A 16,548-nucleotide genomic window follows, 5' to 3' on the forward strand; every position below is an offset into this window, starting at 1 on the left:
TGTCGGTGGACCGCCAGCAGCCGGAACGTCGGCCGATCCCACGCCGGTAGGAGACGCCCGAGGACGGGAGATCCCGCTTCGCGGGACCCGCAGGCTGGGACGGTCGCCCGCCTCCGGCCTGTCCCCTCCCGCCCGAAGCGGCATTCTTCGTGAGAAGCTGACCGATGTGCTCACCGAGGGTCTTCACGTAGCGAAGCCACGGCTTGTGGGTTGCGGGGTCGATGTGATGGAGTTCGTCGATTCGGAGCACATGCCGCGCAACCTGCTCCGCGGGTTCGCTACCGGCGCGGACGCCTCCGCCGAGATGGTCAGCGACCACCGGCGCATCGGCTCCGCGTGGGGGGTGTCACCCGCGCTTGCGCGGTCCCTGGAGCCCGACCCCGCGGAGGTGCTGCGGTCGTGATCTCGAAGCTGACAGGCCAGCGTCAACATCGTCCAACGGCAGCTGCCGCCCTCGTGGCGGGGCTGGTCGGAGCGTCGGTGCTCTTCGGCACTCCGGCACTCGCCGAGGATCCGCCGGCGCCGAAGGAAGCGTTCACCATCGGCGATGAGCGGATCACGGAGTCGAGCGGCCTCACGGTCGGTACGAAGCACCCCGACCTCTTCTACACGATGAACGACTCCGGCGGCGAAGCGATGGTCTTCGGCCTCGACAGCTCCGGCGCCGTCGTCGCCACGGTCACCCTCGGCGAGGTGACACCCGAGGACTGGGAGGCGATCTCCACCGGGCCGGAGGGACGCATCTGGGTGGGGGACATCGGCGACAACGACAGCGCGCGGGAGACCATCACGCTGTACCGCTTCCGCGAACCGGAGGAGCTCGGCGACACGAGCGAACAGTGGAGCAGGTACCCCTTCGCCTACGAAGACGGTCCGCATGACGCCGAGGCCATCCTCGTCCATCCAGAGACCGGACAGATCTACGTCGTCACCAAGTCACCCGACGGTGGGGGCATCTACGCCGCGCCGGAAGAACCGGTCCCCGGTGAGACCGGCACCCTCACCAAGGTCGGCGACGCGCCACCGGTGGTGACCGACGGTGCCTTTCTGCCGGACGGCTCCGGTGCGGTCCTTCGTACGTACGACAAGGCGTACGTGATCGAACTCCCCAGCGGCAAGGTCACCCGCACGGTCGGGCTCCCGCGGCAGAAGCAGGGCGAGTCGATCGCGGTCAGCCCCGACGGAAAGCAGTTCTTCGCCGGCAGCGAGGGCTCGGGATCGGCCGTCTACACGGTGTCGTCGACGGCGCCGCCGCCCCCGAAGCCGAGCGCCACAGCGTCCAAGGACCCCGCCGGCGAAAATGCTGGCGACGAAGGCGCGGGCGAAGGCACCGAGGCGGGTAGTGGGTCCGGTGTGAAGGGTTTGCTGGGAGGGATCCCGTGGTGGATCCCCGCACTCGTGCTCGGGGCCGCGCTCCTGGCCGGCATCGTGGCTTTCCCGCGTGCGCGGCGGCGGCCCGTCGCCCCGGGTGGCGTGCGGGATCGCCAGGCCCCGGTGAGCCACGACCTCGACGAATTCGACGACGTCGCTCGAGCGGACCGGCTCCGCTACGCCGACGACCCGCGGGAGGCACCGTGGGCGGCTGATGACGACGGCGTGCCCAGGCGCTGGCCCGACGACGACCGCGCGCCCGCGTGGCGCGACGAGGCTGACGGCCCGCCGTGGCGCGACGACGACCGGGAGCCGGTTCCGTCATGGGAGGCGCCTGACGACAGACCCGGCCGCTGGGGCGATCAGGGTGACGGGCCGCCGGCCGCGGCACCCTGGCCGCCGGACCAGGCGGGGGGTGGCGCCGTTGCCGGCGCTGTTGCCGGTCCCGAGCCGGACCCGTCCTGGTCCACGGGAGGGCAGCAGGGCAACGATCTGCACGACTATCCGGATCAGCCTCCCGGCTATCGCGACATGCCGGCGTACGCGGACCAGCCCGCGGACTACTCCGACCAACCGCCGGCGTACAACGACCCGCCGCCCGGCTACCGCGACATGCCGGCGTACAGCGAACCCCCCGCCTACGGCGATCGCCCTCCCTATGGCGATTCCCCGGCCTATGGCGACAACGCACCCGCGTACTCCGACCCGCCGGGCGGCTTCCGCGACCAACCCGCCTACGCCGATTCGCCCCCGGTCCCGGGCTACCAGGACCAGCCGCCGGCCTACGCTGACCCGCCGACGCCCTACGGCGGACAGTCACCGGCCTACAACGACCCGCCACCGGGTTACCAGGACACGCCGCCGGCGTACGCGGACCCGCCGCCGTTCCAGAGCGACTCCCCCGGATACCAGGACGCGTCGCCCTATCAGGACCCCTCGCGCTACCAGGACGCTTCGCCTTACCAGGACCCGTCGCGCTACCAGGACGCGTCGGCGGGCCAACAGGACCAGCCACCGGCCTACGTCGACCAGCCGACTGCGGCATACGCGCGAGACAGCATCCCCGCGCCGCCGGCGTGGGAGGACGGTGGCTGGCACAGTCCGCCGCGGCCCGACAACGACATGAGCTGGGACAACGGCCCGGATCCCTCCGGACAGCCCGCCGCCCAGGCCTCACCTCCCGGTTGGGATCCCGCGCCCGAGCCGAGCCTGCCGTGGCGGCAGTCCAGTGCCCTGCCCTGGGAACAGGGACCGCCGCAGGGTGGACGGCCCCGCGACGACGGACCATCGGACGCCGGCCCACCTCCCTGGGCCGAACCGCAGCGCCCCGATACCCCGTGGGGGGAGGATCAAGCCGAGGCGGCGTCACGCCGGCCGAGTTGGCGGGACGACTACCGGAAACCACCGACGCCGAGGCGGCTCTTCCGCGACGACGATCCCGCCGAGTGACCCCTTGTGGGCACCCCCGGTACCAGGCCCGCCCCGACCCCATAAAAGTCGCGAGGGTACAACTCACTCGGAACACCTGACGATCGCCGCGGGTAGAGTGAGTACGTCGCCTGAGCAATAACAGGCACTCGCTTTCCATTTGCGTGGTTGCCGTGGTGCTGGATGACGAACCGCAGGGCGCTCTCGGCTGGGATGGCCATCTCCTGCTCCTGCACAGGACAGAGCCAGAGCGGAAGACCCTCCTGGTCGCCTGGATCCGCCATGGTCTCGTCCAGGGCGAGAAGGTCATCTACGGCCAGGTCGAGGTGTCCCTTCCGCCGGACATCGCCGAAACCCTGACAGAGCAGGGGATCGACGTGTCCGCCGCGCTCGACGACGGCCAGCTGAGCATTGAGTCACCGCAGGATCTCGGTCGTCCCGGTCGAACGCGGGAGATCATCGAACAGGCATTGGCTGAGGGTTATCGTGCCGCCCGAATATCCGTCGACCCTCCCTTGGTCGGCGACTTCCTCGACGGCGCCCAAGCAGATCTCGAGAATATGCTCGACGATCATTGTCGCCATTATCCGTTCTCGGCGTTGTGTCAATATCGCGCGAACATTCTGGATGCGTCCGTCTTGGAGATTGCCGTCAAACTGCACGCGGGTGAGATCCGCGCAGCGCATCTGATCACCGGGATGGATGCCGACCGAATGGTCGTCGCCGGCGAACTCGACGTCACCAACGACACGTTGCTGACCCTCCTGCTGAAGGTCGTTTCCGCCAGTGCACCAGAGCGCCTGGTGGTCAACCTGAGTTCGGTGAACTTCATGGGAGTCGCGGCCGCCCGCGCCTTGGTGGAGGGCACCGCCGATTTTCGGGACGCGGGCGGGCGGGTCATGCTCAGGGCACCGACCGGTGACACCGAGTGGTTCCTGCGCGTGCTCGGTATCGACGAGATCGAACATTTCGAACTGAGCGGAGCGGCGTGATGGTGAAGCCAGGATCAGGGGGATATGTCCACGACATCCTCTTCTACAGCTCCGACGACGAACTGCTGCCGGTGGCGTTGCCCTTCCTGTCCGAGGCTCTCGACCACGACGAGTCCGTCATCCTTGCCTGCCGTACGCACCACAACAGGCTGCTGACCGAGAGGCTCGGCGACCACCCACGCCTCCAGGTCGTCCCCCGCGTCGGCACTGCCGGCCGCCCAGCCGAGGCGATCGCCCAGTCGGCGGCCGTGCTCCGCCGAGAGCTCCGGTCCGGTGCCCGGCAGATCCGGCTGATGGGCGAGATCAACTTCGGCGCGACACCGAGGGAGTGGGCCTGGTGGAGCACCTTGGAGGCGGTCGCCAACGTGGCACTCGCGAACTATCCGCTGTGGAACGTGTGCCTCTACCACACCGAACGCCAACCCGAAGGGGTACTCCAGCTCGCGAGGCTCACCCATCCCCATGTCGTCACGCCCGATCGGGAACGCACCGCCAACCCGCACTACGTCGAACCAGCGGAGTTCCTCCGGCAGCTGCCGTCGATCGGTCCACATGTGCTGGAACAGACCACTCCCAGCTTCTTCACCGACGACCTCACCGACCTGGCCGAGCTGCGCCGCGTCGCCTACGGGACCGGCCTGGCGCGTACGACGTTCCCGGAGCGACAGGTCGAGGGTTTCGTCCACGCCCTCAGCGAGGTCGCGAGCAACGCCCTCGTGCACGGCCGACCCCCGGTCGAGGTACGCCTCTGGGCCGCACAGGACCAACTCCTCAGCACGGTCGTCGACCACGGTGGCGGATTCGACGACCCGCTCGCGGGCTATGTGCCGCTCGAGGACCGGCGGATGGCTCCCGGCCACGGACTGTGGCTCGCCCGGCGGATGTGCGACCACATCGAGACCGCGCCGACAGCCGACGCCTTCACCGTCCGACTCCTGACCTCACGCTGAAGGCGACAGCAGGACCCGGATCTGGTGCGTTCACGGTTTGTCGCCGGACGACGCGGTTCCTGACGGGGGGAAAGCCCCGAGGGCGATCGGGCGATCGTTTACGTTTCGTACGTGATTAACTACTCTTAGTCATACCTGACATAGGGAACAGATCGGCATCAGCAACACCTCTCGCCTTGCGCGGTGGTGTGCCTTCCGGCGCTTGCCGGGGGCGGGGAGGGTAACAATGCGTCGCCACCAGGCAGGATCCCCCAAGCATCGACGGAGCCGGGCGTGGCGGATCCGCACGAACCGGCACCCTCGTCGCCGCCTCTCCCTTGCCGCCGCCATCGTCGTGGTCACTGCCGGCCTCGTGGCCGGGACACCCGAGACCGCCGCCGCCCAGGTTGCCGGACAACCAGATCGTCGTCTGAATGACAACCACCGAGGCGAACTCGACGCCGGCGCGGGCGGCACACAGGGAGCACCTGCCCCAGCACCGACGCTCACCCGGCGAGCGCCCGGTTGAGCCGGTAGGCCTCCGCCCGTCGAGCTCAGCCGAGGCGTTCGACCACGTGGTCGATGCAGACCGTCAACGCCTCCACATCGGCCGGGTCCACCGCCGGGAACATCCCCACCCGCAGCTGGTTGCGGCCGAGCTTGCGGTAGGGCTCGACGTCGACGATGCCGTTGGCGCGGAGGACCTTCGCGATCGCCGCGGCGTCGACTGCCGCATCGAAGTCGACGGTCCCCACCACGAGCGAGCGGGCATCGGGGTCGGCGACGAACGGCGTCGCGTACTCCGACTTCTCCGCCCAGGTGTAGAGCCGGCTCGACGAGTCGGACGTACGACCGACCGCGCCCTCCAGCCCGCCGAGCGCCAGCAACCAGTCCAGCTGCTCGGCGAAGAGGATCAGCGTCGCCACGGCGGGCGTGTTGTACGTCTGGTCCTTGCGGGAGTTGTCGATCGCCGTCGGCAGGTCCAGGAATGTCGGGACGTAGCGGCTGGAGGCGGCGATCTCGTCGACCCTGGCCAGCGCCCGCGGCGACAGGACGGCGACCCAGAGTCCGCCGTCGGCGGCGAAGCACTTCTGCGGCGCGAAGTAGTACGCGTCCGTCGCGGCGATGTCGACCGGCAGGCCCCCCGCCCCCGACGTCGCGTCGATGAGCAGCAAGGCGTCATCAGCGGCGCCATCGACCCGGTGGACGGGCGACATCACGCCCGTCGACGTCTCGTTGTGCGGCCAGGCGTACGCGTCGACACCCTCTTCGGCGTAGGGCGTCGGCAGTGTCCCCGGCTCGGTCTTGACGATCGTGGGGGTGTCGAGGAACGGTGCGCCCGACACCACGGCCGCGAACTTCGACCCGAACTCGCCATGGGAGAGCAGCTGGGTTCGCGAGCGCAACAGGTTGTGCGCCGCGATGTCCCAGAACGCGGTCGTCCCGCCGTTGCCGAGCACGACCTCGTAGCCGTCGGGCAGCCCGAACAGCGCGCCGACCCCTTCGCGGATCCGGCGGACGAGCTGCTTGACCGGCGCCTGGCGGTGGGACGTGCCGAGCAGGGAGGTCGCCGCCGCGGACAGGGCTTCCACCGCCTCGGGACGGACCTTCGACGGTCCCGAGCCGAACCGGCCATCAGCCGGCTTCAGGTCAGCGGGGATCACGATGCGATCAACTGCGTCGGTCACGAGCCACCTCTCGGAACGGAAGAAACGAGCGTTCATTGTCTCAGGCGGCTCCATCGCTCCCGGTGCCCCGCCCCGTCCGCCACCATCCGGGTGCGTGATCACGAAAGGAGCCCGGTCCGTGACCTCGGCGAGGTGATCTCCGCGCCGAACGTGTGGATCGAGCCCGAGGAGGTGATGGCCTCGGCGACGTTTCGTGATCATCGGCGAGCGCTCGCGCTAGGGTCGTGGCTCGTGGAACAGGGATCAGGCCGTGAGTCGCCACTGGCCGCGATGCGCCGCCGCTACGCCGACCGGCCGCTGAACGAAGCCGACCTGGCGTCCGACCCGCTCGTACAGTTCCAGCAGTGGCTCGCCGACGCGGTCGAAGCCGACATCGCCGAACCCAACGCCATGGTGCTCGCGACCGCGACCGCCGACGGCATCCCGTCCGCGCGGACCGTCCTGCTCAAGGGTCTCGACGAACGCGGCTTCGCCTTCTACACCAACCTCGAGTCGGCCAAGGCCGCCGACCTCACGACCAACCCGCGCGCCGCGCTCGTCTTCCCGTGGCACGCCATGCAGCGGCAGGTGCGGGTCAGCGGTACGACCAGCATCGTCAGCCGGGACGAGTCCGCCCGCTACTTCGCGTCCCGGCCGCGCGACAGCCAGCTCGGAGCGTGGGCGAGCCGGCAGTCCAGCGTGGTCCCTGATCGGGCGACCCTCGACCGGGAGTACGCCGACCTCGAGGCGCGCTGGCCGGAAGGAACAGAGATTCCCCTGCCGGACTTCTGGGGCGGCCACCGCATTCGGCCCGAGTCCTACGAGTTCTGGCAGGGACGCCAGGGCCGGCTGCATGATCGGGTGCGGTACCGGCGGGAGAGTTCCGGCGGCGGCTGGCGGATCGAGCGCCTGGCCCCGTGAGATCTGCGTACGACCCGGATCTCGGAACCCCATGCGCACAAAGGATCCGGGCATGAGGCGACCCGCGGGCTTTGTGTGCTGGGGGGACTAGTTCCAGCGCCCGCGGGTCGGGTGGCTGCCTTGGTTTCGCCGGCCGCCGTCCGGCACTCGTTGTTCCGGGTCCCCTGACATGAGGGAACCCGCCCACCAGGGTGCGGGTATGAACACGGTGCCATCGGGACGGGCCGGTAGTCGGCAGTCGGTCCTCAAATGGAACGGCGGCTAGCGGACAGCCACCTCACGAGTCCCAGAGCTATGCATGCGCTGGACCACCTCCTTTCCCGTGTACGCCCGACCGTACGCGGGAGCCGCCCATCTGACAACGAGGTATTGCGGCGGATTCCTGTGTCGGCCGAACCATTGGCGGCATGTCCGGCGGACGTGACAAGTACGAAGAGTGCCGTTCACATCCGCGTCACATTCGCACAAGCGGTTGCCGGTCACCGAGGGGCCAGCCGCGGTCCTGGGGCAAGCCTGGCAGGACCGTCAGACCGGCATCCGTCAGACCCGCATCACCTTGACGCCGGCTTCCTCGAACAGCCGGATCGACTCCTCCGGTCCGCCGAAGTCGGTGATCAGCAGATCGATTTCCTCCGTACGCCGGATCCTGGCGAACGCCTGCGCACCGATCTTGGAGCTGTCGGCGACGACCACGACCTGGCGGGAGCGGGCCGCCATCAGCTGGTTGATCATGGCCTCGCCCTCGTGATGGGCGCTCGCGCCGTGCTCCGGGCTGATCCCGTCCGCGCCGAGGATCGCCATGTCGAGGCTGACGCCTTCGAGGATGTGGGTCGCGAGTGGCCCGGCGAGTTCGTAGGACTGCGGCCGGGCGACTCCTCCGGTCACGACGATCTTGACGTGCGGCCGGACGGTGAGCTCGTTGGCGATGTTGACGGCGTTGGTGACGATCGTGACGGCGCGGCGACCGCCGTTGGGCGAGCGCAGGTCGCTGCGGGTGGCGATGGCGCGGGCCACCTCGGTCGCGGTCGTACCACCGTTGATCCCGATCACCATGCCGGCGGTCACGAGGTCTGCGGCGGCCTTGCCGATGCGTTGTTTCTCGCTGGCGAGGCGCGCGGTCTTGTAGCGCAGCGGCAGGTCGTAGGCGACGCTGTGCGCGACCGCACCGCCACGGGTGCGGGTGAGGAACTGTTGCTGCGCCAGATGATCGAGGTCGCGGCGAATAGTCGCCGTCGAGACGTCGAGTTCCTCCGCGAGAGTTTCGACGTCGATCTGGCTGCGTTCGGCGACCAGTTCAAGAATCGCATTCAACCGTTCGTAACGGTTCATGGTCACCGCCCCATGCCTGAAACTGCGCGTATTGCCGGGCAACCGATCATAAGGTGCGTAGACGCGCCCGGAGGCGCGCAGGAAGCTGCAGATAGTTTCGGAACGACGGCACAAACGCGTGGGTTTCCCCACGAAGCGGCACATCCCCGGCGCCCAGGCGTCGACACGTCAGGCCCCCGTTTCGAATCTCGTGTCGATTCTTTCGTCCAGCAAATACTGGCAGTTGATCGCCACTGACAGTGTCACCGACGCGGGATCATCTACACTCCGCGACAAATCTGCACAACACTGATCGCTTATCGTTCCTAACATGCACAAACGAGCGAGCTGATGCCCTATGCTCGGGCGAGCCAAAAAACTCGAGCTTTGGGGTGCTCATGCCGTTTGTGACCGACGAGATCGCCAGCCAGCCCGACTGCTGGCGACAGGCCGTCATGCTCGCCGACAAAACCGGGACCATGCTCCCCCGTCCCGGCGAGCGGGTCGCGATTCTCGGGTGCGGCACCTCGTTGTTCATCGGTCAGTCGTACGCCGCCCTGCGCGAGGCCGCCGGCCACGGCGAGACCGATGCGTACGCCGCCACCGAGTTCCCGCAGGGACGCCGCTACGACCGGGTGGTCGCGCTCTCCCGCTCGGGCACAACGACCGAGGTCCTGAGCCAGTTGACGAGGCTCCGCGGGAGCGTCCCCACCGTCGCCCTCACCGCTGATCCAGTGGCGCCGATGGTGGATCTCGCCGACGAGACCGTCGTCCTGAACTTCGCCGAGGAACACGCCGTCGTGCAGACCCGCTTCGCGACGTCGGCGCTGACCCTGCTGCGCGCGCACCTCGGCATCGCCCTCGAGGGGGCGATCGCCGACGCGGAGACCACCGTCGCGGCCCCGCTCCCAGCCGGCGCCGTCGAACGCCGGCAGTTCACCTTCCTCGGCACCGGTTGGACCATCGGCCTCGCCAACGAGGCGGCGCTGAAGATGCGCGAGGCGTCGCTGTCGTGGACCGAGGCCTACCCCGCCATGGAGTACCGGCACGGGCCGATCAGCATCACCGACACGTCGTCGGTCGTGTGGTTCCTCGGCGCTCCCCCGACTGGCCTCGTGGAGGAGATCCGCAAACTCGGCGCGCTCGTCGTGTCCGAAGCCCAGAGCGACCCGGTTGCCGAGCTGATCCGGATCCAGCGGCTCGCGGTCGAGATCGGCGCCGCCAAGTCGCTCGACCCCGACCGCCCTCGCAACCTCAGCTTCTCCGTCGTCCTGTCCCCTGCCAGCGGAGCCGGCATTTCGTGACCAGGTGCGTGGTCGCCCTCGATGTCGGGGGTACGACGATGAAGGGCGCGCTGGTCGACTCCCGGCGTACCGTCCGGTTCCGCCGGTCGTTTCCGACCCCGGTCGAAGCGGGTCCGGACGCGGTCGTCGACCAGATCGGTACGGCGTTCGAAACACTGTCGGGTGAAGCCCACGGAGCGGGGCTCGCGGCTCCGTCCGCGGCCGGACTCGTCGTTCCCGGGATCGTCGACGAAGCCGCCGGTGTCGCCGTGGTCGCGGCCAACGTCGGCTGGCGTGACGCCCCGCTGGCGACGTTGCTGCGGGAGCGCCTGGGGTTGCCGGTGGCACTGGGTCATGACGTACGCGCCGGCGGGCTCGCCGAGAGCGTCCTCGGAGCCGGGGCCGGCTCGCGCGACGTCCTCTTCGTCGCGCTCGGGACGGGCATCGCCGCCAGCTGCATCGTCGACGGCCGACCGATCGTCGCGGGTGGGTATGCCGGCGAGATCGGGCACATCGTCGTCGAACCCGACGGCGACCCCTGCGGCTGCGGCGGCCGTGGCTGCCTGGAACGGGTGGCCTCCGCGGCGGCGGTCGCCCGCCGGTACACAGCCCGCGCAGGAGTCGAGGTGGCGGGCGCCGCCGGGGTGGCGGCGGCCGTACGCAGTGGAGACCCGGTGGCCCGCGCGGTCTGGGACGAGGCGGTCTCGGCGCTTGTCACGGTCCTGCACACGGGCGTCACCCTGCTGGGACCGGAGGTCGTCGTCGTGGGTGGCGGACTCGCCGAGGCGGAGGACCTTCTCCTCGCGCCGCTGGAGGCGCAACTCGACAAGCGGTTGACGTTCCAGCGCCGGCCCCGGATCGCCAGGGCGGCACTCGGGGACCAGGCCGGGTGCCTGGGAGCCGCGCTGCTCGCCTGGCGGCTCACCGGGGACAATGCGGGTCCCGACAGCGACGCGGGAGACGTGGGAGCCCCAGGAAAGGATGCGACGCCGTGACGGTGCTGGCCAACGCGCGGGTCGTGACTCCCGCCGGTGTCCTCGATCCCGGCTGGGTCGAGGTGACAGGTGACCGCCTGACGTCAGTGGGCTCCGGGGTCGCGCCGACGGCGGTGGACCTGGACCTGTCCGGCCGGATCGTCGTACCCGGGTTCGTCGACACCCACGTCCACGGCGGCGGAGGTGCGTCGTACCTCTCGGCGACTCCGGAGGACACGGCGACGGTCGTCGGCTTCCACCGCGCGCACGGCACGACCACGACGTTCGCGAGTCTCATCTCCACGACCGCGGACGAGCTTCACCGCCAGGTCGCCGCGCTGGCGGACCTCGTGAGCGACGACCTCCTCTCCGGCATCCACCTCGAAGGGCCGTGGCTCAGCACCGTCCGCCGGGGTGCGCACAATCCGGCGGTCCTGCGTTCACCCGCGCGCGAGGAGGTCGCCCACCTGCTGCGGCTCGGTCGCGGGGGCGTGACCATGGTGACGGTGGCGCCGGAGCTCCCCGGCGGGCTCGACGCCGTACGCCAGATCGTCGACGCGGGCGCGGTCGCCGCCGTCGGGCACAGCGACGCCGACTACGCCACCGTCCTCGCAGCCGTCGACCGCGGGGCGACAGTCGGTACGCACCTGTTCAACGGCATGCCACCGCTGCACCACCGCACGCCCGGGCCGGTCGGCGCCCTGCTCGAGGACTCCCGGGTGACGGTCGAGCTCATCGCCGACGGCATCCATCTGCACCCGGCCGCCATCGGACTCGCCGTGCGGTCCGCGGGCGTCGAGCGGGTGTCTCTCGTCACCGACGCGATGGCGGCCGCCGGGATGGGCGACGGCGTCTACGGTCTCGGTGAGCAGTCCGTCGAGGTCAAGGCGGGCGTGGCACGCTTGGCCGGCGGCGACTCGATCGCGGGAAGCACGCTGACGATGGGTGGGGCGTTCCGCTTCGCCGTCCACGACGTCGGGCTGTCGCTGGAACAGGCCGCGCGGGTCGCGGCGACGACTCCGGCGCGAGTGTTCGGGCTCGCCGACCGGGGCGCCCTCGAGGCGGGACTGCTGGCGGATCTGGTCGTCCTCGACGCGGACCTCGCGGTCGTCGCTGTGATGCGGCGCGGTTGCTGGGTGACCGGCGAACCGGGCGCTGCCCGCTGAAGAGCCTGGCACGGACTTTGCGAAGGAGAAACCGCACATGCCGCTGACACCCACCGGTGAGATCGTCCGCAAGGCCGCCGAGACCGGCCGCGGCGTCGGTGCGTTCAACGTCATCCAGCTCGAACACGCCGAGGCCCTCGTCGCCGGTGCCGAACACGCGGGCGCTCCGGTGATCCTGCAGATCAGCGAGAACGCCGTGAAGTACCACCGCGGACTCGAACCCCTCGCCCTCGCGACGCTCGCGGTGGCAAGGGAGGCCTCCGTCCCGGTCGCCGTCCACCTCGACCACGCGACCGATCCGGAGCTGGTGCGGGAGGCGGTGACGCTGGGCTTCGGTTCGGTGATGTTCGACGCGTCGGTCCTTTCCTACGACGACAATGTGGCCGCCACCCGCGAGGTCGCGGCACGTTGCCGTGCGCGGGATGTCTTCGTGGAGGCGGAGCTGGGTGAGGTCGGCGGCAAGGACGGCGTGCACGCGCCCGGGGCCCGGACCGACCCGGACGAGGCGGCGGCGTACGTCGAGGCGACGGGCGTCGACGCGCTGGCGATCGCCGTCGGCACGTCCCACGCGATGCTGGAGAAGACCGCCTCACTCGACTTCGACCTGATCACCGCGCACCGCCGGGTCGTACCAGTGCCGCTCGTGCTGCACGGCTCGTCCGGCGTACCCGAGGCCGACCTCACCCACGCCGTCGAGGCCGGGATGACGAAGGTGAACATCGCAACGGCGCTGAACCAGGCGTTCACGGCGGCGGTACGGGACTACCTCGCGGCGAACCCGAGCGTCGTCGACACCCGGAAGTACCTCGCACCCGGGCGCGCGGCCGTGGCCCGCGAGGTGACCCGGCTGCTCGGCGTCCTCAAAGCCACCTGAGGGGGCCTGGTAACAACCTCTCCCGCTCCGTGTGTACCCCGTGATCATGATCGTGATCACGAAGGTTTTGCGGGCGCATAGCCCTCATTTCCTTCATGATCATGGGATCGGCCGGGGGTCGCTCAGAGTACGAGGTCGATGTAGCGCTGGACCATCGTCGCGACCACCTCGTCGGGATCGGCCGCCCAGATGTCGGCGTTGAAGATCTCCACCTCGATGTCGCCGGTGTAGCCCGCCTCGTCGACCGCGACCCGGAACGGCCGGTGTTCGATCACGCCGTCGCCCATCATGCCGCGCGCCAGCAACGCGTCGGACGGGATCGGCAGGTTGAAGTCGCAGACCTGGAACGACGCGATCCGCAGCCGCGCCCGGCTGATCTGCGCCCAGACGGTCGGATCCCACCAGACGTGGAACGTGTCGACGACCACGCCCACCCGGTCGAGCGGGAACTTCTCGGCGAGGTCGAGTGCCTGTCCGAGCGTCGACAGCACGGCACGGTCCGCGCAGTACATCGGATGCAGCGGCTCCAGTGCCAGGCGTACGCCATGCTCACCGGCGTACGGAGCCAACTCCGCAACGGCATCGGCCACCCGCGCCCGGGCGCCCGGCAGGTCCCGCGAGCCCTCCGGTAACCCGCCGACGACCAGGACCACACACGGTGCGCCGAGCGTCGCCGCCTCGTCGATCGCCCGCCGGTTGTCGTCAAGAGCACGTTGACGCTCCACCGGGTCCGCTGCGGTGAGGAAACCGCCACGGCACAGCGACGACACCCGAAGCCCGGCATCCCGAACGAGCTTGGCGGCGTGGTCGAGCCCCATGTCCTGCACCGGCTCGCGCCACAGACCGATCGCCGGGATCCCGGCGCGTACGCAACCGTCGACCGCTTCGGCCACACTCCAACGGTTCGTGGTCTTCTGGTTGAGCGAGAGCCGCGCGAGTCGCGGATCGGCGGTGCGTTCTGCCGGCGTCGGCGTGGCACTCACGAGCCGACTCCGTGCACCGTGAGGAACTCCCGCATCCGCACGCACGCCAGGTCCGGATCCGGCAGAAGACCGGCCTGGTCCGCGAGCCGGAACGCCTTCACCAGATGGAGAACGCTGCGCGCACTCTGCATCCCACCGACCATCGAGAACCCCGTCTGATGCCCGGAAAGCCAGGCCAGGAAGCAGATTCCGGTCTTGTAGTAGTACGTCGGCGCACTGAACAGGTGCCGCGACAGGGGCACCGTCCCCGCGAACGCCTCGTCATAGGCTTCGGCATCACCGCGGTCCAGAGCCGCCAGCGCCGTGGCCGCCGCAGGTGCGATGGCGTCGAAGATCCCCAACAGGGCATCGGATCCGGACCTGATCAACGCCGGATAGTTGAAGTCGTCGCCGGTGTAGAGATGTACGCCCCCGGGCAGCGCGGATCGCAGCCGTACTTCGTGATTCTCATCCAGCAAGGAGACCTTGACACCATCTATTCGGGCGGCGTGCTCACGCACGATCGCGACGAACGCGTCGGTGGCCTCGTCGACGTCGACCGCGCCCCAGTAACCCTCGAGCGCCGGATCGAACATCGGCCCCAGCCAGTGCAGGATCGCCGGCGTCGTCGTCTGGCCGAGCAGTCGTGCATAGACCTTCGCGTAGTCCTCAACGCCCCGCGCCGTCGCCGCGAGGTGCCGGCTGGCCATCAGGATCGGGTGGGCACCGGCGCCCTCGACCACCGCGAGTTGTTCTTCGTACGCACCGATCACGGTGTCGAGGCCGACCTCGGCAGGTGGCGGCCACGGCAGCTGGTCGGTTCCTACGCCGCACGCGAGCAGGCCGCCCTGGGCGGTGGCCTCGCCGGCACTGCGCCGGATCAGCTCGGCGGCGGTGTCCCAGGTGAGACCCATGCCCCGCTGGGCGGTGTCCATCGCGTCCGCGACGCCAAGACCGTAGGACCACAGGTGCCGGCGGTACGCAAGCGTCGCCTCCCAGTCGAGTCGGGCCGGCGCGCCGGGTGCGTTGTCGGCCAGCGGATCAGCGACGACATGGGCGGCGGCGTACGCGATCCGGCTGGAGAAGGGACGCTCCGGACGCTGCCAGTTACGCGGCTCGGCGAGGCGATAGGTCTCGAGCGACCCGTCCGCCCGGGGCAGGACGACCGACGCCGTGCCGGAGGGTGCCGAGGTCACAGGCCCACCTCTGGTAGCTCGATTCGGCGACCCTCGTCGGAGGACCGGCGGCCGAGCTCGGCGAGCTGCACGCCGCGCGCGGCGGCCAGGAAGTCATAGGCGAACGGTGTGTCGTCGAAGCAGTGCCGCAGGAACTGTTCCCATTCGGACTTGAAGCCGTTGTCGAACTCGGCGTTGTCGGGAACGATCTGCCACTGGTCCCGGAACTGCTCCGTGGCCGGCAGGTCCGGGTTCCACACCGCCTTCGGGGTCGTGGCACGGTGCTGGATCCGGCAGTTGCGCAATCCGGCGACGGCGCTGCCCTCGGTGCCGTCGACCTGGAACTCCACGAGTTCGTCGCGGTAGACGCGTACGCACCACGACGAGTTGAGCTGCGCGACGACCCCGCCCTCCAGCTCGAAGATCGCGTAGGCGGCATCGTCGGCGGTTCCGTCGTACGGCTTGCCCTGCTCGTCCCAACGGCGGGGAATGTGGGTTACCGAACGGGCCGTGACCGCCTTGACCGGGCCGGCGATGTCTTCGAGGACGTAGTTCCAGTGGCAGAACATGTCGAGGGTGATGCCGCCGCCCTCTTCGGCGCGGTAGTTCCAGCTCGGCCGCTGCGCCGGCTGCCAGTCGCCCTCGAACACCCAGTAGCCGAACTCGCCGCGGATCGAGAGGATCCGGCCGAAGAAACCGCTGTCGACGAGCCGGCGTAGTTTGCGCAGACCGGGAAGGAACACCTTGTCCATCACGACACCGTTGCGGGCGCCGGCATCGCGGGCGGCGCGGGCGAGTTCGAGGGAGCCGAGGAGGGAGTCCGCGATCGGCTTCTCGCAGTAGATGTGCTTGCCGGCCGCGATCGCCGCCAGAACGGACTTCTCGCGCAGCCGGGTGGCCTGGGCGTCGAAGTAGATCAACGCCGACGAGTCGCTGAGCGCGGTGTCGAGATCGGTCGTCCAGCGGGTGAGGTCGTGCCGGTCGGCAATGTCACGCAGCTTCTGCTCCGAACGCCCGACCAGGATGGGATCCGGGACGACCCGGGTGCCGTCGGCCATCTCCACGCCGCCCTGTGCGCGAATCGCCAGGATCGACCGCACCAGGTGCTGGTTGTAGCCCATCCGCCCGGTGACGCCATTCATGACGATGCCGATCTCGCGTACGGCCATGCGTTCCTCCGCCCTCCGGTCCCCACCCCCGCGAACACTCCGAACTCGCGTCTTCGCGGGGAACGCGTAACCCGCAGCTCCCATCGGGCCGGCTCCTTGCGCCAGGTGCCCGGCAGGAAACCCCGGAATCTCCCAGGGAAAACGCTTTCCAGCGTATCTGAGAGCGACAGATTCGGGCAAGTCCAGCCTCGGACATCGCGGCTGCCACGCTTCCATGATCATGAAGGAGAAGCGGTCTATACGTACACAGATCCTTCATGATCACGATCATGATCACGGGACAGAGCGCGCGGGCAGCCCAGGGCCTCGACCCGTCCTACCTCCCGGGT

The 16,548-nt window shown here is 69.5% G+C and carries 14 protein-coding genes; 9 read left to right on the forward strand and 5 right to left on the reverse strand.

The window, feature by feature from the left end; translation table 11 throughout:
- The first annotated feature begins 226 nt into the window (after nt 1-226).
- From ABN034_RS30765 to ABN034_RS30780, 4 genes are all read left to right on the forward strand, one after another.
- Nucleotides 227-403: a hypothetical protein gene (locus tag ABN034_RS30765; RefSeq protein ID WP_349329643.1), complete on the forward strand. Its 177-nt coding sequence runs from the start codon at nt 227-229 to the stop codon at nt 401-403.
- The gene (locus ABN034_RS30770; RefSeq protein ID WP_349694480.1) at nt 400-2,820 is read left to right on the forward strand and encodes a YncE family protein; all 2,421 of its coding nucleotides are present in this window, start codon (nt 400-402) and stop codon (nt 2,818-2,820) included. The genes ABN034_RS30765 and ABN034_RS30770 overlap by 4 nt, the downstream gene beginning before the upstream one ends.
- A 152-nt stretch (nt 2,821-2,972) precedes the next feature.
- Entirely contained in the window at nt 2,973-3,791 is an 819-nt protein-coding gene (locus ABN034_RS30775) for an MEDS domain-containing protein (protein WP_349694481.1), read from the forward strand.
- On the forward strand, nt 3,791-4,741 hold the full coding sequence (locus ABN034_RS30780) for an anti-sigma factor RsbA family regulatory protein (RefSeq protein ID WP_349694482.1): 951 nt from the start codon (nt 3,791-3,793) through the stop codon (nt 4,739-4,741). The genes ABN034_RS30775 and ABN034_RS30780 overlap by 1 nt, the downstream gene beginning before the upstream one ends.
- A 533-nt stretch (nt 4,742-5,274) precedes the next feature.
- On the opposite strand, the gene serC is transcribed toward ABN034_RS30780, so the two are convergent.
- Nucleotides 5,275-6,408, reverse strand: coding sequence for a phosphoserine transaminase (gene serC, locus ABN034_RS30785; protein WP_349694483.1), 1,134 nt, complete (start codon nt 6,406-6,408; stop codon nt 5,275-5,277).
- A gap of 90 nt (nt 6,409-6,498) precedes the next feature.
- Between serC and pdxH the strand changes: the two genes are divergently transcribed.
- The gene (gene pdxH, locus ABN034_RS30790; RefSeq protein WP_349694484.1) at nt 6,499-7,308 is read left to right on the forward strand and encodes a pyridoxamine 5'-phosphate oxidase; all 810 of its coding nucleotides are present in this window, start codon (nt 6,499-6,501) and stop codon (nt 7,306-7,308) included.
- Between the two features lie 540 nt (nt 7,309-7,848).
- On the opposite strand, the gene ABN034_RS30795 is transcribed toward pdxH, so the two are convergent.
- Nucleotides 7,849-8,637 carry a DeoR/GlpR family DNA-binding transcription regulator gene (locus ABN034_RS30795; RefSeq protein ID WP_349329741.1) on the reverse strand — a complete coding sequence of 263 codons (789 nt, stop codon included), beginning with the start codon at nt 8,635-8,637 and terminating at the stop codon, nt 7,849-7,851.
- A gap of 377 nt (nt 8,638-9,014) precedes the next feature.
- On the opposite strand from ABN034_RS30795, the gene ABN034_RS30800 reads away from it, so the two are divergent.
- Genes ABN034_RS30800 through ABN034_RS30815 form a run of 4 tightly spaced genes read left to right on the forward strand, consistent with a single transcriptional unit; the run spans nt 9,015 to nt 12,913 of the window.
- A complete protein-coding gene (locus tag ABN034_RS30800; protein ID WP_349694485.1) occupies nt 9,015-9,920 on the forward strand; it encodes an SIS domain-containing protein in 906 nt (301 codons plus the stop codon).
- A complete protein-coding gene (locus tag ABN034_RS30805; protein ID WP_349694486.1) occupies nt 9,917-10,894 on the forward strand; it encodes an ROK family protein in 978 nt (325 codons plus the stop codon). Before ABN034_RS30800 ends, ABN034_RS30805 begins: the two co-directional genes overlap by 4 nt.
- The gene (nagA, locus tag ABN034_RS30810) at nt 10,891-12,039 is read left to right on the forward strand and encodes an N-acetylglucosamine-6-phosphate deacetylase (protein WP_349694487.1); all 1,149 of its coding nucleotides are present in this window, start codon (nt 10,891-10,893) and stop codon (nt 12,037-12,039) included. The genes ABN034_RS30805 and nagA overlap by 4 nt, the downstream gene beginning before the upstream one ends.
- 37 nt (nt 12,040-12,076) lie before the next feature.
- Entirely contained in the window at nt 12,077-12,913 is an 837-nt protein-coding gene (locus ABN034_RS30815) for a class II fructose-bisphosphate aldolase (RefSeq protein ID WP_349694488.1), read from the forward strand.
- A 122-nt stretch (nt 12,914-13,035) separates the two neighbouring features.
- Here ABN034_RS30815 and ABN034_RS30820 read toward each other — a convergent pair whose 3' ends face one another.
- Genes ABN034_RS30820 through ABN034_RS30830 form a run of 3 tightly spaced genes read right to left on the reverse strand, consistent with a single transcriptional unit; the run spans nt 13,036 to nt 16,303 of the window.
- The gene (locus tag ABN034_RS30820) at nt 13,036-13,896 is read right to left on the reverse strand and encodes a sugar phosphate isomerase/epimerase family protein (RefSeq protein ID WP_349694489.1); all 861 of its coding nucleotides are present in this window, start codon (nt 13,894-13,896) and stop codon (nt 13,036-13,038) included.
- Nucleotides 13,893-15,071, reverse strand: a complete 1,179-nt coding sequence (locus ABN034_RS30825; RefSeq protein ID WP_349694490.1) for a dihydrodipicolinate synthase family protein — start codon at nt 15,069-15,071, stop codon at nt 13,893-13,895. The genes ABN034_RS30820 and ABN034_RS30825 overlap by 4 nt, the downstream gene beginning before the upstream one ends.
- Entirely contained in the window at nt 15,068-16,303 is a 1,236-nt protein-coding gene (locus ABN034_RS30830) for a Gfo/Idh/MocA family protein (RefSeq protein WP_349694491.1), read from the reverse strand. The genes ABN034_RS30825 and ABN034_RS30830 overlap by 4 nt, the downstream gene beginning before the upstream one ends.
- Nucleotides 16,304-16,548 lie beyond the last annotated feature (245 nt).

It is taken from the genome of Actinopolymorpha sp. B11F2, from assembly GCF_040195635.1.
GTDB lineage: Bacteria > Actinomycetota > Actinomycetes > Propionibacteriales > Actinopolymorphaceae > Thermasporomyces.

Coding starts and splice junctions, on each gene's coding strand:
- ABN034_RS30800 (WP_349694485.1), top strand. CDS start 9,015: ATGCCGTTTGTGACCGACGAGATCGCCAGCCAGCCCGACTGCTGGCGA.
- ABN034_RS30780 (WP_349694482.1), top strand. CDS start 3,791: ATGGTGAAGCCAGGATCAGGGGGATATGTCCACGACATCCTCTTCTAC.
- ABN034_RS30815 (WP_349694488.1), top strand. CDS start 12,077: ATGCCGCTGACACCCACCGGTGAGATCGTCCGCAAGGCCGCCGAGACC.
- ABN034_RS30795 (WP_349329741.1), bottom strand. CDS start 8,637: ATGAACCGTTACGAACGGTTGAATGCGATTCTTGAACTGGTCGCCGAA.
- ABN034_RS30830 (WP_349694491.1), bottom strand. CDS start 16,303: ATGGGAGCTGCGGGTTACGCGTTCCCCGCGAAGACGCGAGTTCGGAGT.
- ABN034_RS30765 (WP_349329643.1), top strand. CDS start 227: ATGGAGTTCGTCGATTCGGAGCACATGCCGCGCAACCTGCTCCGCGGG.